The following is a 19947-nucleotide window of genomic DNA, read 5'->3' as shown; positions in this document are numbered from 1 at the left end:
GGGCGGGGCAATGGCGGAAAGGCCCGAGCGGCCTAGCCGCGCATCTTGCCGAGCGCCAGGTTGGCGGCGGCGGTACGGGTTTCGACGCCGAGCTTTTCGTAAACGTGCTCGAGGTGCTTGTTGACCGTGCGCGGGCTGCTGCCGAGGATGTCGCCGATGTCCTTGCTGGTCTTGCCCTGGACGACCCAGTAGAGCACTTCGGCTTCGCGCTGGGTGAGGCGGAAGGCGGCGATCAGGGATTCGACGGCGGAGGCGTCGTTTTCCTCGCGCAGGACGACCAGCCATTCGTCGTCGCCGGTCTGGTCGTGGAAGGAGGCGAGCAGGCGTTTGTTGCCGTCGGCGATCAGCAGCGAGGTCGGTTCGCGGCGCTCGGCGCGGGCCGTGTTGGCGGCGGCGATCCAGGCCAGCAGTTCTTCCGGCGCGACGGTTTCCGGGTTGGCGAAGTAGGCGTTGAGCAGGTCGCGGGCGAGCGGCGTCTGCCAGACGATGCGCCCGTCGGCGGCGCGCACGGCGACGGTGGCCTGGCCGAAGGCGTCGAGCGCGTTGCGTGCCTGTTTCATCTGGCGGGCGTTCTGCATGTGCGCGGCGATGCGCGCCAGCACCTCGGCCGGGCGGATCGGCTTTGTCACGTAGTCGGCGCCGCCGGCGCTGAAGGCGGCGACGACGTGCTCGGTTTCGGTCAGCCCGGTCATGAAGACGATGGGGATGTGCTGCGTCGTGAAGTCGGCTTTCAGCCGGCGGGCGACCTCGAAACCGTCCATGCCGGGCATCAGCGCGTCGAGCAGGATGACGTCGGGCAGGCTCTGGCGGGCGCGTTGCAGCGCACTTTCGCCGTTGGTCGCGACGAGCACGGCGTAGCCGGCTTCATCCAGCGCGTCGTGCAGCAGCGAGAGGTTTTCCGGGATGTCGTCGACGATCAGGACGATGTCGGAAATGTTGCGGTCAACGGGGCTCATGGGCGGATTTTCTCAGGATTTCCTTCATCGCATCGAACTGGAATTGCCGCGCCTGTTCGCGCAGCACGCGGACGAATTCGCCGTGGATCGGGTCGAGTTTTTCGATGTCGGCCAGCTTGGCAAGGATGCCGCGCAGGTAGCCGAGGTTGATCACTTCTTCCAGCCCGCGCAGGTGGTCGCCGGCCGGCGCCACCAGCGGCGGCGGTTCGGGCGGCGCGGCGGGGGCGGGCGGCGGCGCGTCGGCGGTGACCCAGTCGAGGTCGAGCTTGCGGCCCAGCCAGTCGAGCAGTTCGTTGACCCGCAGCGGCTTGACGATGAAATCGTCCGGCCCGATCCCGACATCGTTGTCCAGCCCGCGGTCGAAGGCGTTGGCCGACAGGATGGCGATCTGGGCGTCGGTCAGTTGCTGCTGGCGGATGCGGCGGATCGTTTCCCAGCCGTCGATGCCGGGCATGCCGAGGTCCATGAACACCAGATGCGGCGCAAAGCGCGGGATGACCTGCAGCGCTTCGTAGCCGCTGGCTGCCTGGTCGACGATGAAGCCGAGCGGTTCGAGCACGGTCTGCAGCAGGTCGCGGTCCACCTTTTCGTTATCGACGACCAGGATGCGCCGGCGTACGCCGACGTAGCCGACGCGGTTGCGTCGCGGCAGTTCCTGCTCGGCCTGCGCCGAATGGACCTGCGGCAGGAAGAGGCGGATGCGGAACAGCGTGCCTTCGCCGGGTGTGCTCGAGACCTGCATTTCGCCGCCCATCAGGTCGGTCAGCATGCGGGCGATGGTCAGGCCGACGCCGCTGCCGCCGGCCTGCACCGTGCTGCCGCGGACGAAGGGTTCGAAGATGCGTTCCATGTCCGCGGCCGGGATGCCGGGGCCGGAGTCGCGGATGTCGAAGACGGCCATCTCGCGCCGGCATTCGACCTTGAATTCGACGCCGCCGCGCACGGTGAACTTGACCGCGTTGCCGAGGATGTTGATCAGGATCTGGCGCAGCCGCTTTTCGTCGGCACGGACCACGGCGGGCAGTTCGCCGGCCGGCCGGTAGTCGAAGGACAAGCCCTTGTTGCGCGCCTGCAGCTCGAACATGCCGACGATCTGCTGCATGAAGTCGGGGAAGTCGAAGGCGCGCACGTCCAGCGTCAGCTTGCCGCCTTCGATGCGGGCGATGTCCAGCGTGCCTTCGATGACCGACAGCAGGTGATCGCCGGATTTGCGGATCACGCTGACTGCCTGCTTGCGGTGCGGCGGCACGCTTTCGTCGGCGTCGAGAATCTGCGCGTAGCCGAGGATGCTGTTGAGCGGCGTGCGCAGTTCGTGGCTGATCGCCGTGATGTAGCGGCTTTTCGCCTGGTTGGCGGCGTCGGCCACTTGCTTGGCCTTTTGCAGCGCCTCGTCGGTGCGCTGGTGCGATTCGATTTCCTGCATCAGCAACTGCGTCTGGCGGTTCGACTCTTCCTGCGCGACGCGCCGGCTTTCCTGGGTCAGCACCATCCACCAGGCGCCGACGCCGGAGAGCAGCAGCAAGGCGGCGAAGGTCTTGAAGAAGGTTTCGCGCAGCGTGGCGGTCATTTCCGGTGCGGCGTCGCCGAGGACCAGCAGTTCGTGGGTGTACAAAACGCCAAGGACCAGCGACAGCACCGGCACGATGCCGGCCATCAGCAGCAGGTAATGGCCGAGGCCGGTTTCCAGGTAGGGCAGCGCGGCTTTCGGCAGCAAGCGGGCGAGCAGCGCATGCCATTGCGCGACCAGGCTGGCCTGCGGCTTGCACAGGTCGTGGCAGCGGGCATCGAGCGAGCAGCACAGCGAACAGATCGGCCCCTGGTAGGCCGGGCAGTGCGCCATGTCCTCGGCTTCGTACTCGCGCTCGCAAATCGCGCATTTGCCGGCGTTGACCGCAGCCTCCTGCGGCCGGGCCAGATAGTAGCGGCCGCCGGTCCACCAGGCGATCAGCGGCGACACGACGAAGGCCGTGGCGATCGCCACGAAGGGCGCGTAGGGTTGCAACACGCTGCCGAAGGCACCGGCGAAGCTGAGCACCGACAGCAGCGAGGCGACCGCCATCGCGCCGACGCCGACCGGATTGATGTCGTACAGGTGGCTGCGCTTGAACTCCATGCCCTTCGGCGACAGGCCGAGCGGCTTGTTGATCACCAGATCGGCGACTACCGCGGTCATCCACGAAATGGCGATGTTCGAATACAGCCCGAGCACCTGGCCGAGCGCCTGGAAGACGTTGAGTTCCATCAGCAGCAGCGCGATGGCTGTGTTGAACACCACCCAGACGACGCGTCCCGGATGGCTGTGGGTCAGCCGGGCGAAGAAGTTGGACCAGGCGAGCGAGCCGGCGTAGGCGTTGGTGACGTTGATCTTCAGCTGCGAGACGATGACGAAGAGGGCGGTGACGGCGATCGCCAGCGTCGTGTTGTCGAACACGTGCGAAAAGCCGATCAGGTACATCTGGTTGGGGTCGACCGCCTTGTCGGGCGGAAAACCGTTGCGCAGCACCAGCCAGGCGAGCAGCGCGCCGCCCAGCATCTTCAGGATGCCGGGGACGACCCAGCCCGGCCCGCCGACGATCACACCGAACCACCAGCGGCCGCGGTTGGCGGCGGTCTTTTCCGGCATGAAACGCAGGTAATCGACCTGTTCGCCCATCTGCGTGACCATCGCGATGCCGACGGTCAGCGCCGCGCCGAACAGGTGCGGATCGAAGCCGGCGCCATTGCCGTGTTGTCCGGCATAGCCGAGCAGGCCGCGGAAGGCCTCGGGCTCTTCGGTCAACACGAACAGATAGGGCAAAACCAGCAGCACGATCCACAAGGGCTGCGTCCACGCCTGGAAACGGCTGATCGCGGTGACGCCGTGGGTGACCATCGGGATCACCACCAGCGCGCAGATCAGATAGCCCCAGGCCGGCGGAATGCCGAAGGCCAGCTCCAGCGCGTAAGCCATGATCGCCGCTTCGAGCGCGAAGAAGATGAAGGTGAAGGAGGCGTAGATCAGCGAGGTGATGGTCGAGCCGATGTAGCCGAAACCGGCGCCGCGCGTCAGCAGGTCCATGTCCAGCCCGTGCTTGGCGGCGGTGTGCGAGATCGGCAGGCCGAGCAGGAAGATGATCAGCCCGGTCGCCAGGATCGCCCAGAAAGCGTTGATGAAGCCGGCGTTGACCAGCATCGTCGCGCCGACCGCTTCGAGCACCAGAAAGGACGCCGCGCCGAAGGCGGTGTTGGCGACGCGCAATTCGGACCATTTGCGGAAACTGCGCGGCGTGAAGCGCAGCGCGTAATCCTCCAGCGTTTCGCGGGCGACCCAGGCGTTGTAGTCGCGGCGGATTTTGACGATGCGCTGGGTGGGGGTGGGTGAGGGCATGGTTTTGGGCGGGCTTTTTGGGGGGGGAGTTTAACGGGGGATGTTTTTTTGGGGTGGGGTTTTCTGAAAGGCTGGTTTCCGCCGTTGACCGGCGGGCGTATTTTCTTCTTGCGTCGCCAAGAAGAAAGTAGCCAAAGAAGAAGGCGACCCAGGGTCGGCGCCGGGCGTTGCCCGGTTCCCTGCGCGACTCGGGCGGTCGGGCGGCTGGCTAAACTCGCTGCTGCGCGGCTCAGACAACGCCAGCCGACGGCCCCCGACCGCCCTGCGTTGCTCGGCGCCTCTCAAGGGGCCCAACGCCGATGGCTTGCTGCGGTCAACGGGGAAAATGGGCGAAAAAGCCGGTCGACCGCACAAGAAGCGCAAAAAAGAGAATCTTGCGGTCGACGGCCCAAAAGCCATTTTTTCCACCAGGGTTTCCGCCGTGACGTTTTCCCGGTTCCCTGTCTTTCGCGCCGAGCAACGCAGAAGGGCCGGGGGATTTCGGCTGGCGTTGTCTGAGGCCCGCAGGGCCGAGTTTAGCCAGCCGCCCGGTCCTTCGAGTCGCGCAGGGGAGTCGGCGGCACGCCGACCGCGAAAGTCAGGGTCGCCTTTTCTTTGGCTACTTTCTTTTGGCGAAGCAAAAGAAAGTAAGCCCGCGGTCAACGCGGAACACAGCGATAAAAAGGAGCAAGCCCGCGCCTCAGGCGCGGAACCCGGCGCTTCCGTAACAACGACGCCCGCCGGTCAACGGCGGAAAACATCCGTTCAGAAAACCCAACCCGCGCGTCAGGCGCGGAGCCCCACGTCACAGCAATGGGCAGAAACCCCCGCTCGATTTCCCAAAAAGACATGCCCCCAAACAGGGCATTCCCGAAAACTGTCAATGCACCGCGTCGGTGCAAAACCCATGTCATCGGGCGTTCATCGAGTGCATGAGAAAATACCCCGCTAGCAAAAACAAGGGCTTGCGGGCTGGTTCGGCTCTTGCTTTTAAGCCCGAAGTCATTTTGCCCGGAGCAAAGTTGTGTCCAAACACGTCGCGCTGAGTCACGTCACCAAATACAAGTACGATCGCCTGATCAATCTCGGCCCGCAGGTCATCCGCCTGCGTCCCTGCCCGCATTCGCGGACGCGCATCCTGTCCTATTCGCTGAAGGTCGGTCCGGACAAGCATTTCATCAACTGGCAGCAGGATCCGCAGGGCAATTACCTGGCCCGCCTGGTGTTCCCGGAGAAGACCCGCGAGTTCAGTTTCGAGGTCGATCTGGTGGCCGAGATGTCGGTGATCAACCCGTTCGACTTCTTCCTCGAGGAGCATGCCGAGAATTTTCCGTTTACCTACGAGGACTGGCAGCGCCATGAGCTGACGCCCTATCTGTACAAGGTGGCCGGCGGCGAGCTGTTCGACAGGTACGTGGCGGCGATTCCGCTGGAAAAGAAGCGCAGCGTCGATTTCCTGGTCGCGCTGAACGCGCAGGTGCAGCGCGATGTCGGCTACACGATCCGCATGGAGCCGGGCGTGCAGACGCCGGAGGAAACGCTGACCAAGAAGACTGGTTCGTGCCGCGATTCGGCCTGGCTGCTGGTGCAGATCCTGCGTCACCTGGGGCTGGCCGCGCGCTTCGTTTCCGGCTACCTGATCCAGTTGACCGCAGACGTCAAATCGCTCGACGGCCCGTCCGGGCCGGAGGCCGACTTCACCGACCTGCACGCCTGGGCCGAAGTCTATCTGCCGGGCGCCGGCTGGGTCGGCCTCGATCCGACCTCCGGGCTGTTTGCCGGCGAGGGGCACATTCCGGTGGCCTGCACGCCGGAGCCGGCCTCGGCCGCGCCGGTGACCGGCGCCATCGACGAATGCGAGACGGAGTTCGAACACCACATGTCGGTGACCCGCATCTGGGAAGCGCCGCGCGTCACCAAGCCGTATTCCGACGAGCAGTGGGTCGAGATCGAGGGTCTCGGCCAGCAGATCGACGAAGAGTTGCTGCGCATGGACGTGCGCCTGACCCAGGGCGGCGAGCCGACCTTCGTCTCGGCCGACGATCCGGACGGCGAGGAATGGAACACCGCTGCCCTCGGCCCGACCAAGCGCCTGCTGGCGGCCGACCTGTTCCATCGTCTGCGCGAGAAATACGCGCCGAACGGCCTGATGCATTTCGGCCAGGGCAAGTGGTATCCCGGCGAGCAGCTGCCGCGCTGGTCGCTCAACTGCTTCTGGCGCAAGGACGGCGAGCCGATCTGGAATTCGCCGGCGCTGTATGCCGACGAGCGCAGGAACTACGACGTCACCGCCGAGCATGCCGAGCGCTTCCTGAAGCGCGTTGCCGAACGTCTGGGCGTCACGTCGGAACATGTCTTCCCGGCGTATGAGGACGTCTATTACTACATGTGGCGCGAACGCCGTCTGCCGGGCAACGTCGATCCCTTCGATTCGCGCGTCGACGATCCGCTCGAGCGCGCCCGCCTGATGAAGGTGTTCACGCAGGGCATGACCCACGTCGTCGGTCACACGCTGCCGATCATGAAGAATGTCTGGAACCAGTGGCAGACCGGCCCGTGGTTCCTGCGTTCCGAACGCTGCTACCTGATTCCCGGCGATTCGCCGCTCGGTTACCGCCTGCCGCTCGATTCGCAGCCCTGGACATCCAAGAGCGATTTCCCCTACGTCAACGCGCCGGATGCCGAGACGGCGACCGATCCGCTGGCCAGCTGGGCCGAACTGCGCGGCCGCGTTTCCGGCGAGCCGGGTGCGCGGCAGGCTTTCGCCCAGTTGCGTGTGCAGCAGCCGGCGTACGGCAAGGGCGGACCGGGGCAGGGCCGGGGCGGCCCGGACGGTCTCGGCCATCCGTGGGAAAAGCCGACCGACACCGTGCCCGGCTTCAAGGAATCCGCCGCCTGGATCACCCGCCTGGCGATGTGCGCCGAACCGCGCGACGGCAAGCTGTACATCTTCATGCCGCCGACCCAGACGCTGGACGACTATCTGGAAGTCGTCGCCGCCGTCGAGGCGACCGCCGAGGAAATGCGCCTGCCGGTCATCCTCGAAGGTTACGAGCCGCCGTCCGATCCGCGGATGACGCACTTCCGCGTCACCCCCGACCCCGGCGTGATCGAAGTGAACATCCATCCGGCCAAGAGCTGGGACCAACTGGTCGACCAGACGACGCATCTCTATGAATCGGCCTATTACTCGCGCCTGACCACCGAGAAGTTCATGCTCGACGGGCGCCACACCGGTACCGGCGGCGGCAACCACTTCGTGCTCGGCGGCGCGACGCCGAACGATTCACCCTTCCTCCGTCGGCCGGACCTGCTGAAGAGCCTGATCGCCTACTGGCACAACCATCCCAGCCTGTCCTACCTGTTCTCCGGCCTGTTCATCGGCCCGACCAGCCAGGCGCCGCGCGTCGACGAAGCGCGCAACGACAGCCTGTACGAGATGGAAATCGCCTTCAAGCAGATTCCCAATCCGGGCGGAAATGTGCCGCCCTGGCTGGTCGACCGCATCCTGCGCAACCTGCTGATCGACGTCACCGGCAACACGCACCGCGCCGAGTTCTGCATCGACAAGCTGTATTCGCCGGACGGCCCGACCGGTCGCCTCGGTCTGCTCGAACTGCGTGCCTTCGAAATGCCGCCGCATGCCCGCATGTCGCTCGCCCAGCAACTGCTGCTGCGCGGCCTGCTGGCGCGTTTCTGGAACACGCCGTACAGCCCGCAGAAGCTGGCGCGCTGGGGCACCGAACTGCACGACCGCTTCATGCTGCCGCATTTCGTCGAGCAGGATTTTGCCGACGTGATCGAGGAAATGAACCTCGCCGGTTTCGCTTTCAAGACCGAATGGTTTGCACCGCACTTCGAGTTCCGCTTCCCGAAATACGGCGATTTTTCGGTCAAGGGCATCGAATTCGAACTGCGCCACGCGCTCGAACCCTGGCACGTCATGGGCGAGGAAGGGGCGGTCGGCGGCACGGTCCGCTTCGTCGACTCCTCGGTCGAGCGGGTTCAGGTCAAGGTCACCGGCATGGCGCCGGACCGCTACGTGCTGACCTGCAATGGCGTGCCGGTGCCGCTGCAGAACACCGGCAAGAACGGCGAATTCGTCGCCGGCGTGCGCTACCGCGCCTGGCAGCCACCGTCCTGCCTGCATCCGACGATCGGCGTGCATGCGCCGCTGGTGTTCGACATCGTCGATACCTGGATGCAGCGTTCGCTGGGCGGTTGCCAGTACCACGTCGCGCACCCGGGCGGTCGCAACTACGATGTCTTCCCGGTGAACTCCTTCGAAGCCGAAAGCCGCCGCCTGGCGCGCTTCTTCCGCTTCGGTCACACGCCGGGACGGATGACCGTGGCGGCGCCGGAAGTCAGCGCCGAACACCCGTTTACGCTAGACTTGCGCCGTTTCTAATCGCGAAAACCGAGACGGAAAACCGCGAAAAATCGCGGTTGACCGCAGACAGGCCGGGAACGGCCTGTTTCTTTTCCTGCCATGGCCCGAACGCTCCTCGCCATCTACCCGCACAGTGCCCGCCGCTACGACGAAATGTTGACCGGCGACGGCAACGTACGCGCACACTGGCGGCAATTCTTCATCCACCTCGATTCGGTGGCGCCCGAGGAAATGCACCAGCGCCTCGAATTCGTCGACCGACGCATCCTCGAGAACGGCGTGACCTACAACGTCTACGCCGATCCCAATGGCGCCGACCGGCCGTGGGCGCTCGACCCGGTGCCGTTGATCATTCCGCCTGACGAATGGGCCGAGGTGTCGGCTGCGGTGGCCCAGCGCGCCGCGCTGCTCAACGCGATGCTGGCCGATCTCTACGGCGAGCAGCGCCTGCTGGCCGAGGGCTTGCTGCCACCGGCGCTGGTCTATGGTCAGCACGGCTACCTGTGGCCCTGCCAGGGGATCAAGCCGCCGGGCGGTACCTGGCTGCATCACTACGCGGTCGATCTGGCGCGCTCGCCGAACGGCCGCTGGTGGGTGATCGCCGACCGCACGCAGGCGCCGTCCGGTGCCGGTTATGCGCTGGAAAACCGGCTGATCGTGTCGCGCGTCTTCCCGGAAATGTTCCGCGATCTGAACGTGCAGCATCTGGCCGATTTCTTCCGCGACCAGCAGGACGGGCTGTCCTCTCTGGCGCCGACCGAAGGCGACGAGACGCCGCACATCGTGCTGCTGACGCCCGGTCCGTACAACGAAACCTATTTCGAGCACGCCTACCTGGCCCGTTACCTCGGTTATCCGCTGGTCGAAGGGCAGGACCTGACGGTGCGCGGCGACAGCGTCTTCCTGAAGACCCTGCGCGGCCTCAAGCGGGTGCATGTGATCCTCCGCCGGCAGGACGACGACTATTGCGATCCGCTCGAACTGCGCGGCGATTCGGCGCTCGGTGTGCCCGGTCTGCTGAATGTCGTGCGGGCCGGCCGGGTGGTCGTCGCCAATGCGCTGGGCAGCGGCCTGCTGACTTCCGGCGCCTTGATGGGCTTCCTGCCCGGCGTCTGCGAACGGCTGCTCGGCGAGCGTCTGGCGATGCCGTCGGTCGCCACCTGGTGGTGCGGCGAGAAGCCGGCGCTCGACTATGTCAAGAAGCATTTCGACGAACTGGTCATCAAGCCGGCCTATCCGACGCAGCGCATGGACCCGGTGTTCGGCTTCGAGCTGGAAGGCGACGCGCGGGCCGAGATGCTGCGCCGCATCGAGGCCCGGCCGCATGCCTATGTTGCCCAGGAAATGGTCAACCTGTCGCAGGCGCCCACCTGGAGCCGTTCGCACGAGCGCCGGCTGATTGCCCGGCCGGTCGGCCTGCGCGCCTACGCGGTAGCCAATGCCGACGGTGGCTACTCGGTGATGCCGGGCGGCCTGACCCGCGTCGCCCAGGGCGCCACGGCGCGCATCATCTCGATGCAGCGCGGCGGGGCGTCGAAGGATACCTGGGTACTGACCGACGGTCCGGTCAGCCAGTTCACACTGCTCAAGCCGTCGGTCGGCGTGCGCGATCTGGTGCGCTCCGGTTCGAATCTGTCGTCGCGCGTGGTCGAGAACCTGTTCTGGCTCGGGCGTTATTCGGAACGTTTCGACGACAGCGCCCGGTTGCTGCGCGTTGCCCTGGCCCGCGTCGTCGATGCCGGCGGCGAGAAGACGCCGGCCGTCGCCTCCATTCTCGAACTGGCCGAACGTCTCGGCGTGCTGCCGTCGCCGGAAGAAGACAACGAAGTGGTCGAAGGCGGCGAACATGCGCTGCTCGAGGCGATCTACGACCCGAACCAGCCGGGCAGCCTGGCCGGCAGCATCCGCAGCCTGATGTGGTCGGCGACGCACGTTCGCGAGCGCCTGTCGCTCGATCACTGGCATTCGCTGAACAGTCTGCAGCGGGAGCAGCAGGCCGCACAGAAGAAGCATCCGACGCTGACCGAGGCGATCGCCTTCCTCGATCGCGTGCTGCTCGTTTCGTCATCGCTCAACGGCTTTGCGATGGACAACATGACGCGCGACGACGGCTGGCGCTTCCTGATCATCGGCCGTCGTCTGGAGCGTCTGTCCTTCCTCGCCCAGACCATCGCCAGTTTCCTGCGCATGCCGTCCACGCGGGCGGCCGGCTGCCTGGACTGGCTGCTCGAACTGGCCGATTCGATCATCACCTACCGTTCGCGCTACTCGCGTTCGCCGGAGTTGCTGCCGGTCATCGACCTGCTGGTTTTCGACGATTCGAACCCGCACGGCGTGATGTTCCAGGCCGATCTGCTCGGCCGTTACCTGGAGCGCATGGCGCGCGAACTGGGCGCCGATCACGACGGTCAACTGTCGGCGGCGACCGAAAACCTGCGCAGCTTCAATCTGGAGCAACTGGAACACCTGCAGTTCAGCCAGTGCCGCCACTGCGCGCCCTGCGATGAACTCGCCGATCGTCTGGAAGCCCTCAATGCGGCGGCCGGTGCATTGTCCGAGTGGCTGGCGATGCGTTACTTCACCCATGTCGGCGATGTCAGCCGGCAGACGATGGCGGTCTGAGATGCAACCGGTTCGTTATCACGTCCTGCACGAAACGCGTTACGACTACGGCGGGGCGATTTCCTTGTCGCATCAGCAGTTGCACCTGTCGCCGCGCTTCCTGCCCTGGCAACTGGTGCACGAACAGCGGATCGACATCGAGCCGTCGCCGACCTGGCGCCGCGACGGTGTCGATGCCTTCGGCAATCCGGTCAGCTGGATTGCCTTCCACGCACCGCACGACAGCCTGCGCATCCGCTCGGCGATGAACATCTCGGTGCTGCCGCACCCGGCCGACGATGCACTGCTTGCCGCCTCGCTGCCCTGGGAGATCGTCCGCGACCGGCTGGCCTACGACGCCACGGCCCCCGAGCCGGGCGACCTGGAGGCAGTGCGCTATCTTTTCGAGAGCCCGCATGTGCGGGTCAAGCATGAACTGGCCGATTTCGCGGCCGACTGCTTTCCGCCGGAGACGCCGGTGCTGGTCGGTGCGCGCAACCTGATGGCCAAGATCTTCGACGAATTCGAATTCGACCCGGAAGCGACGACGGTGTCGACGCCGGTGCTCGAAGTGCTGGTCAACAAGCGCGGCGTCTGTCAGGACTTCGCCCACCTGATGATCGCCAGCCTGCGGGCGCTCGGTCTGGCGGCGCGCTACGTCAGCGGCTACCTGTTGACCCGGCCGCCGCCGGGCCGGCCGCGCCTGATCGGTGCCGATGCCTCGCATGCCTGGGTTTCGGTTTATGCGCCGGGCAGTGGCGAGTGGGTCGATTTCGATCCGACCAACAACCTGTTGCCGGATACCGAACACATCACGCTGGCCATCGGCCGCGACTTTTCCGACATCTCGCCGTTGCGCGGCATCATCCTGGGCGGCGGCGGTGCCGAGCCGGAAGTGGCGGTCACCGTCGTGCCGCTCGACGAGGAGGAAATCCCCGCCGGCCTGCTCGACGAGCCGGAAGCCGGCGAGGCCGAGGCCTGACGATGAAGCGCCAGGTCGCCATCGTCGGCGGCGGACCGGCCGGGCTGATGGCAGCCGAGCAACTGGCTGCGGTCGACGGGCTGCAGGTGACGGTTTTCGACGCAATGCCGTCGCCGGGCCGCAAGTTCCTGATGGCTGGCCGGGGCGGCTTGAACATCACGCATGCCGAACCGCTGCCGGCATTCGTCGATCGCTACGGCGAGCGTTCTCCGTTCATTGCGCCGCTGCTCGATGCGTTCGGCCCGCAGGCCTTGCGCGAATGGATACACGGCCTGGGCGTGGATACCTTCGTCGGCACCTCGGGACGGGTCTTTCCCAGGGAAATGAAAGCGGCGCCGCTGCTGCGCGCCTGGCTGCACCGCCTGCGCGGGGCCGGGGTGCAGTTTCGCGTGCGTCATCGCTGGCTCGGCTGGCGCGACGACGGGGCATTGCGCTTCGCCGCACCGGATGGCGAGCAGACGCTCGACCCGGCTGCCGTCCTGCTGGCCCTGGGCGGCGGCAGCTGGGCCCGGCTCGGTTCGGATGGGGCCTGGGTCAGCCTGCTCGGTGCGCGCGGTTTGCCGGTGCGGCCGCTGCAACCGGCCAACTGCGGTTTCAACGTCGCCTGGTCGCCGCATTTTCGTGAGCGCTTCGCCGGGGCGCCGGTCAAGGCGGTGACCGGCGCTTGCGGTCGACTGTCCCGTCAAGGGGAATTCAACATTACCGCTGCCGGTATCGAAGGCGGCCTGGTTTATGCCCTGTCGGCCGAACTGCGCGACAGTCTCGCGCGCGATGGCCGGGCGCAGCTCTGTCTCGATCTGGCGCCCGGCCGCAGCCTGGCGCGTCTGCGACAGGAGCTCGCCCAGCCGCGCGGGCGCGATTCGCTGGCCAACCACCTGCGGCGACGGGTCGGCATCGATGGCGTCAAGGCCGGCCTGCTGCGCGAATTTTGCCCGCCGGACGCGTTGACCGCGATCGACTCGCTGGCGGCGGCGATCAAGTCGCTGCCGGTGCCGGTGGTGTCGCCGCGGCCGATCGACGAAGCGATCAGCAGCGCCGGCGGCGTTGCATTCGAGGCGGTGGACGAGCGGCTGATGGCCCGCCAGCACCCCGGTCTGTTCTTCGCCGGCGAAATGCTGGACTGGGAAGCGCCGACCGGCGGCTATCTGTTGACCGCCTGCCTGGCCAGCGGTTACGTCGCCGGCCGCGGGATGGCGGCCTGGTTGCGCGAGGCCGGTTGATCAGCTGCGCTGTTCGAGTACGCTGTCGAGCAGCGCGATGGCGCTCTCGAAGTTGAAATCGGCAACCTCGTGTTCGAAATTGCCGTAGCGATCGCCGAGATAATCCTTCAAGCGTTCGGCATTGCGCTGGACTTCGCCCAGCGCCGAGAAATCGCCCGTCAGCAACTGGCGGCGAAGGGTCTGCAGCAAGGGGATGGCGGCCGGTTCGTTCGTTTGCGAGGCATCCGGGGCGCTGGTCGGCGGTTCGTCGAGCGGCGTGTTCAACTGTCGGCGCAGATCGTCGTAAGCGGCGGCGCAGCGATCGATCATGGCTGGCCAGTCGGCCATCGCCTCGTTCTGGCGAATGGCCAGATCGAGGCCGGTCGCCAGCCGGTAGATGTCGTTGGCGCCCAGCGTGCCGGCCGCGCCTTTCAGCGCATGGACCAGCCGTCTCGCCTCTTCGGGCTGGCCGCCGGCGATCAGTTCATGCATGCGTTCGAAATCCCGTACGTGATTTTCGGAAAACTGGCCGAGCAGGCGTCGGTAGGTCGGCATCTTGCCGCGTACCGCACGCAGGCCGGCGGCCAGATCGATGCCGCGCAGGCTGTTCAGTTGGGCGCTGAGCCGTTCACCGTCGACGATCGGTTCGGGGATCGGTATTGGTGCACTGACCGGGCTGGCGGCGGCATGAGCCAGACGGATCGTGAACCAGAACGTGCTGCCGCCACCGGGGGTGCTGTCGGCGCCTGTCGTACCCCCCATGGCTTCGGCCAGCCGGCGGCTGATCGCCAGACCGAGGCCGGTACCGCCGTAACGGCGCGTCGTCGAGTTGTCGGCCTGCTCGAAAGGACGGAACAGACGCTCCAGAATGTCCGGCGAAATGCCGATGCCGGTGTCGCTGACCGTGCCGTGCAGGGTGACCGACTGACCGTCGTCGGCCGTGATCGACAGGTTGAGGGTGATCCGGCCGCGGTCGGTGAATTTGACCGCGTTCGACAGGTAGTTGATCAGGATCTGGCGGACGCGCAGTGAGTCACCGCGCAGCACGCTGGGTATCCGGGGATCGAGGTTGCATTCGAAACCGACCCCTTTGGCCCTGGCTTCCTCTCCGTAGCTGCGCGAAGCCGACAGGACGATTTCCGGCAACGAAAAATCGGCGACATTGATCGGCATGCGGCCGGCCTCGATCTTCGAGATATCCAGGATGTCGTTGAAGATGGCCATCAGATGCTGGGCGGATTCGCCGATGCGCAGCACCCGGTCGCGCACCTCGCCGGGATCGAGGTCGCGTTGCAGCAGGTGGGTCAGGCCGAGGATCGCATTCATCGGCGTACGAATCTCGTGACTCATGTTGCTCAGGAAGATGCTTTTCGCGCGGTTGGCCGTTTCCGCTTCTTCCTTGGCCTGGCGGAGTTCGGCGGTCCGCTCGGTCACCAGGTTTTCCAGGCGTTGCCGGTAGTTCTCCAGTTCTAGCTGGGTCTTTTTTTTCTCGGTGATGTCTTCCTTGATCGCCAGATAGTGCGTGATCGTGCCGTCAGCCTGTCGGACCGGCGAGATGATCGCGAACTCTTCGTAGATGCTGTGATCCTTGCGCTGGTTGACGAATTCGCCGCGCCAGACCTCACCCCGTTTCAGGGTTTCCCAGAGCTCGCGGTAGTTCTGGTCGGGCGTCAGGCCGGAGTGCAGCAACCGGGGGTTCTCGCCGACCGCCTCCTGTTGCCCGTAGCCGGTATTGGCGACGAAGGCCCGATTGACATATTCGATCCGGCCGTTGAGGTCGGTGATGACGATGCTGTGCGGACTCTGCTCGATGGCCAGCGACAGCTTGCGCAGGCTGTCCTCCCGCTGGGCCAGCGTCTGTTGCGAACGCAGCCGGCCGATGCCCAGCGCGATCGCCTTGGCGAGCTCGTCGAGCAAGGTCTGTTCCGCGGCATCGGCCGACGGCGATGCGGCTAACAGTCGCAAGGCTGGCCGGCTTTGTCCTTCGACCTCGAGCGGCAGCAAAATCCAGTTCCCTTGCCCGGCCTCGCCACGCCATTCGGCCGCCAGGTAGCCGCCGATCGTGCAGATCCGCCGACAGATCTCGTCCAGCATGCGTGCTTCGTCGGTTTCCGAGACGATGACCTGGGTCACCGAGCCGAGGAGCTGCAGCGCTCGCGATGGCGGATTGAGGCCATGCTCCCGGTCGTGATTCGGGGTGGGCGCTGGTTCGGAAAACAGGGGCATGGTCGTTCAGTGTCTTTCCGCCAGGTGGGGGCGAAGGGCCGTACAGGTATCGTCGATGGCGTTTTCCAGCGCGACGAACAGTGGCAAGGCATTGGCAGCGGGCTCGGCGTCGTGCAGCGAGGCATTCAGCGCTGCGGCCGCCCTGGCGATGTCGGTCAGTCCCAGGGTGCCGGCAACGCCCTTGAGATTGTGTGCCAGCCGGTGTGCGTTCTCGCGCTGGTTATCCTGACGGGCCCGGCGCAGCAGTTCGGCATCGTTGCCATGCGAGTCCAGGAAGCTGGACAACAGATGAAGATAGCTCGGCAGGCGGTTGCGGACGGCATGCAGACCGATGGCGGTATCGATCTGCGGCAGGCTGGACAGCGCACGCAGGCAGCTGTCGTCGTCGATTGGCGGTGGCGCGACGGGAGCGGGGGCGACGAGAGGCCCGGATTCCTCGGGCAGCCATTTCAGGATGGCCGCGTAGAGGTTGTCGGGGTTCACCGGTTTGGCGATGTGATCGTTCATGCCGGCTTCCAGGCAGCGTTTGCGGTCTTCGCCGAAGGCATTCGCGGTCATTGCCAGGATCGGCGTCCGGACGTTGTCCGCCCGCATTTTCCGGGTGGCCGCCAGACCATCCAGGATCGGCATCTGGATGTCCATCAGGATCAGGTCGTAGCAGTGCTGCCGGCTGAGTTCCAATGCCTGGGCGCCGTTGCTGGCAATGTCCACGGTCATTCCTGCGCTGCGCAGCAGGTCGACCGCAACTTCCTGATTGATCGGGTTGTCTTCGGCCAGCAAAACGTGAGCGGGGCGAGTGCGGGCGGTCAGCCTGGATTCCGCCTGGGTGGAGCGGAGCGCTTCGGCAACAGCCGGCTGATCGGCCGGCTGCAGGCGCACGGTGAACCAGAAGGTGCTGCCGTGTCCCGGCTGGCTGTCCACGCCCGCCTGTCCGCCCATGATCTGGGCCAGATGGCGGGCGATCGCCAGGCCCAGGCCGGTACCGCCGAAGCGGCGGGTCGGCGAGCTGTCGGCCTGCTCGAAGATTCTGAACAGACGCTGCTGTTCCTCCGGTTCGATGCCGATCCCGGTGTCGGTGACCGCGAAGCGGACGGTCAAGTGATCCGCTGCCACGGTCAACGGCGCGATGTCGATGGAAATGCCACCGTGCTCGGTGAATTTGACCGCATTCGACAGGTAATTGAGCAGGACCTGGCCGAGTCGCAAAGGGTCGCCGTGCAGTTCGGCAGGCAGCGCCGGGTCAATATTCACCGACAGGCTCAGGTTCTGGGCATGGATGCGGTCGACCACCAATGCCACGGCTTTTTCGACCATGTCCCGGAGATTGAAATCGACCGGGGAGAGTTCGAGTTTGCCGGCTTCGATCTTGGAGATATCGAGAATCTGATTGATCAGCGCGAGCAGATGCAGCGCCGCCGCGTCGACCTTTTTCAGCCGGGTCAGCTGGGCGGGGTCGTCGGTGTGACGCTCGGCCATGTGGGTCAGGCCGATGATGGCGTTCATCGGTGTGCGTATTTCGTGGCTCATGTTGGCCAGAAATGCGCTCTTCGCCCGGCTGGCCTCCTCTGCCGCGTCGCGGGCGGCGGCCAGTTCGGCGGTTCGCTCGGCGACGAGTTCCTCGAGATGCAGCCGGTAACGTTCGAGTTCACCGGCGGCTTTTTTCTGGTCGGTGATGTCCTGCCAGATGCTGCTGATCAACGTGCGTCCGCTGGTGGTCACGGCGGTGGCGGAGACGCGGGCGTATTGAATGCTGCCGTCCTTGCGCCGGTGGCGGTTCTCGAAGGTGACGCTGCCATTCTGGATGATTCCCTCGACTGCGGCGCGCACGCCGGCTTCATCGAGATCGAACTGCAGGTCGTGCAATCCCAGCGAGGCGATTTCGCCCCGCGTATAGCCCAGGCCGTTGATGCCGGCGTCGTTGATTTCGACGAACGCGAGGCTCTCCGGATCGACCATGCAGATGCCGTCCTGGGCATTGCTGAAGATGTTCCGATAAAGCTCCTCGCTTTCACGCAGGCGACGCTCGGCGGCGACGCGCTGGGAAATGTCGTCGATGTAGACGACCAGATGCGGCAGGCCGGAAACGTCGATGATCCGGGCCGACAGGCTGATTTCGCGACGGCGCCCGTCGCGCCCGACGCCGATGCTCTCGAAATCGGTCACCTGACCGTCGCGGCGGATCAGTTCGATCATCCGGGCCCGCTCTTCCCCGCTGCCCCAGAGACCGGAGGAGAGTGTCGTCTGGCCGAGCAGTTCCTCACGTTTCCAGGCGTATTCGGACAGCAGGCGTTCGTTGACTTCGACCAGTTGCCCGTCGCTCATGCGGGTGATGCAGGCAGCGACCGGCGCAGCGTGGAAGGCTGCGGTCAGGCGTTGCTGGAGCCGTTGTATTTCGGCCTCGGCATGCCGGCGTTCGGAAATGTCGAGAATGAAGCCAAGGATGCAGGTTTCACCGTTCAGTTCGATGATTTCCGATGAGATGCTGAGTTCTATCGGGCTGCCGTCGCGACGGCGCCAGGTGGTCTGATAGTCGTGCAGCCGGCGGCTGGCGAGAAGCTGTGCTACCCAGATCTGGCGGGCGTTTTCGCTTTCCCAGATGGCCATGTCCAGGGCGCTGCGTCCGATCAGTTCGTCGCGGCTGTACCCGAGCATCTCGGAATAACGCGGGTTGACATCGAGAAACACGCCGCGGGCCACCGACGATAGTGAGATCGCCGCCGGGCTGGCGACAAAGGCGGCGGCGTAGCGTTGCTGCAGTTCGTGCTGCAGGCTGAGATCGTCGGCCAGCTGCCGGACCGTGCTGCCAGCCTGGGCGGCTTCACGCCGCTGATCCTCGAGACTGCGCAGCAAGCGATGCAGCAGGGCGCCGAGCAGCAGCGCGGTGACGGCGATGAAGCCCCAGCCCTTGTACATGCTCCATTGCATCAGTTGTCCGGCGTCGAGGACGAACAGGTGAAGCAGGCGGTCGGAAAACAGGATCCACAGCGTCGACAGCACCACATAGGGCAGCACGACGCGAAGCAAGGCCTTGCGCAGCGAGTGGCCGGAGTCCTCGGTCGCGATGCTCATGTGGCCTTCATTCACCCCAGGTATTGGCGATGCGCTTGAAGTTTTCGAATTCCGATTCGAAGGCGGCGACGATGTCCGGGTCGAAATGACTGCCGCTGCCCTTGACGATGATCTCGTGCGCTTCGTCGAAAGGCATCGGCGGTTTGTAGACCCGGGCGCAGATCAGCGCATCGAACACATCGGCCAGTGCCATCAGGCGGGCGGAGATCGGAATGTCGTCGCCGCTGAGATGATCCGGGTAGCCGCTGCCATCCCATTTTTCATGGTGATGGTGGGCAATTTCCTTGGCAATGCCGAGAAACTCGACCGGCTGCAAGGCATCGGCTTCGGCCTGGGCGATGGCGTGGGCACCGAGTTCGGCGTGCGTTTTCATGATTTCCCACTCGTCCGGCGTCAGCTTGCCGGGTTTGAGCAGAATGTGGTCGGGAATGCCGACCTTGCCGATGTCGTGCAGCGGCGCCGACTGAGCGAGCGCGGCGATCGTCCGATCGTCGAGGTAGGCCGCGAAACGCGAGTGATGTTGCAGGCTGGTGGCCAGCGTCCGGACGTATTCCTGGGTCCGGCGCAGGTGGTTGCCGGTTTCCGGATCGCGGGTTTCGGCCAGGCGGGCCAGGGCATGGATGCTGACTTCCTGGATCAACTGGTTTTCCGCCATCCGGCGCGAGACTTCCTTTTCCAGATAGGCATTCTGGTCGCTGAGGATGTCCCGGGCGTTCTTCAGTTCGAGCTGGGCGCGGACGCGCGCCATGACGATGGCCGGACGAATCGGCTTGGTGATGTAGTCGACCGCACCACAGTCGAGGCCGCGTTCCTCGTCCTCGGTGGCGTCCATCGCCGTCACGAAGATCACCGGAATGCCGCGCGTCGCAGGGTCGTCGCGCAACTCGGCGAGCACGTCGTAGCCGTCCATGTCGGGCATCATCACGTCGAGCAGGATGAGATCGGGGGCCGGGACGCCGCGGGCGATCTGCAGCGCCCGGCGCCCGGAATTTGCCGCCAGCACCCGGTAGGTGGGCTGCAGAAGTTCGCCGAGCACACTCAGGTTTTCCGGGATGTCGTCGACGATCAGGATGTTGGGCTGCGTCTTGATGGCTTTCTCCGTTTCCCAGATGAGGGATCTGTCGGGCAATTATCTGCCTTGCATCGTTTTCTGGCTAGCCGGCCGTGTTTCAAGGGTT

9 protein-coding genes are annotated in these 19947 nt (G+C 65.4%); 4 read left to right on the top strand and 5 right to left on the bottom strand.

Annotated features, from left to right (window positions below; all coding sequences use genetic code 11):
* Positions 1-32 precede the first annotated feature (32 nt).
* Together L0962_RS08125 and L0962_RS08120 are read right to left on the bottom strand one after the other, a co-directional pair.
* A complete protein-coding gene (locus tag L0962_RS08125; protein ID WP_234085859.1) occupies positions 33-956 on the bottom strand; it encodes a response regulator transcription factor in 924 nt (307 codons plus the stop codon).
* The gene (locus L0962_RS08120) at positions 943-4323 is read right to left on the bottom strand and encodes an ATP-binding protein (RefSeq protein WP_234085858.1); all 3381 of its coding nucleotides are present in this window, start codon (positions 4321-4323) and stop codon (positions 943-945) included. Before L0962_RS08120 ends, L0962_RS08125 begins: the two co-directional genes overlap by 14 nt.
* Before the next feature lie 1003 nt (positions 4324-5326).
* Between L0962_RS08120 and L0962_RS08115 the strand changes: the two genes are divergently transcribed.
* The 4 genes from L0962_RS08115 (at position 5327) to L0962_RS08100 (ending at position 13495) form a co-directional block, all read left to right on the top strand.
* The gene (locus L0962_RS08115) at positions 5327-8710 is read left to right on the top strand and encodes a transglutaminase family protein (RefSeq protein WP_234085857.1); all 3384 of its coding nucleotides are present in this window, start codon (positions 5327-5329) and stop codon (positions 8708-8710) included.
* A gap of 81 nt (positions 8711-8791) precedes the next feature.
* Positions 8792-11314, top strand: a complete 2523-nt coding sequence (locus L0962_RS08110) for a circularly permuted type 2 ATP-grasp protein (RefSeq protein WP_234085856.1) — start codon at positions 8792-8794, stop codon at positions 11312-11314.
* A 1-nt stretch (position 11315) separates the two neighbouring features.
* Complete coding sequence (locus L0962_RS08105; RefSeq protein WP_234085855.1) at positions 11316-12275, top strand: transglutaminase family protein; 960 nt, start codon at positions 11316-11318, stop codon at positions 12273-12275.
* 2 nt (positions 12276-12277) lie between these two features.
* The gene (locus L0962_RS08100) at positions 12278-13495 is read left to right on the top strand and encodes a TIGR03862 family flavoprotein (protein ID WP_234085854.1); all 1218 of its coding nucleotides are present in this window, start codon (positions 12278-12280) and stop codon (positions 13493-13495) included.
* Here L0962_RS08100 and L0962_RS08095 read toward each other — a convergent pair whose 3' ends face one another.
* From L0962_RS08095 to L0962_RS08085, 3 genes are read right to left on the bottom strand one after another with little or no spacing between them, the layout of a single operon-like run.
* A complete protein-coding gene (locus tag L0962_RS08095; protein ID WP_234085853.1) occupies positions 13496-15700 on the bottom strand; it encodes an ATP-binding protein in 2205 nt (734 codons plus the stop codon).
* Between the two features lie 6 nt (positions 15701-15706).
* The gene (locus L0962_RS08090) at positions 15707-18769 is read right to left on the bottom strand and encodes a PAS domain S-box protein (RefSeq protein WP_234085852.1); all 3063 of its coding nucleotides are present in this window, start codon (positions 18767-18769) and stop codon (positions 15707-15709) included.
* 7 nt (positions 18770-18776) lie between these two features.
* Positions 18777-19898 carry an HD-GYP domain-containing protein gene (locus tag L0962_RS08085; RefSeq protein ID WP_234085851.1) on the bottom strand — a complete coding sequence of 374 codons (1122 nt, stop codon included), beginning with the start codon at positions 19896-19898 and terminating at the stop codon, positions 18777-18779.
* Positions 19899-19947: the final 49 nt, after the last annotated feature.

It is taken from the genome of Azonexus sp. R2A61, assembly GCF_021401135.1.
In the GTDB taxonomy this organism is placed as follows: Bacteria; Pseudomonadota; Gammaproteobacteria; order Burkholderiales; family Rhodocyclaceae; genus Azonexus.
The sequence above is the reverse complement of the archived record's forward strand: the minus strand, read 5'-3'. Positions and strand labels throughout refer to the sequence as shown.

What these genes read in the sequence shown, in the direction of transcription:
- L0962_RS08125 (WP_234085859.1), bottom strand. Translation starts at nt 956, where the DNA reads ATGAGCCCCGTTGACCGCAACATTTCCGACATCGTCCTGATCGTCGAC.
- L0962_RS08120 (WP_234085858.1), bottom strand. Translation starts at nt 4,323, where the DNA reads ATGCCCTCACCCACCCCCACCCAGCGCATCGTCAAAATCCGCCGCGAC.
- L0962_RS08110 (WP_234085856.1), top strand. Translation starts at nt 8,792, where the DNA reads ATGGCCCGAACGCTCCTCGCCATCTACCCGCACAGTGCCCGCCGCTAC.
- L0962_RS08105 (WP_234085855.1), top strand. Translation starts at nt 11,316, where the DNA reads ATGCAACCGGTTCGTTATCACGTCCTGCACGAAACGCGTTACGACTAC.
- L0962_RS08100 (WP_234085854.1), top strand. Translation starts at nt 12,278, where the DNA reads ATGAAGCGCCAGGTCGCCATCGTCGGCGGCGGACCGGCCGGGCTGATG.
- L0962_RS08095 (WP_234085853.1), bottom strand. Translation starts at nt 15,700, where the DNA reads ATGCCCCTGTTTTCCGAACCAGCGCCCACCCCGAATCACGACCGGGAG.
- L0962_RS08090 (WP_234085852.1), bottom strand. Translation starts at nt 18,769, where the DNA reads ATGAGCATCGCGACCGAGGACTCCGGCCACTCGCTGCGCAAGGCCTTG.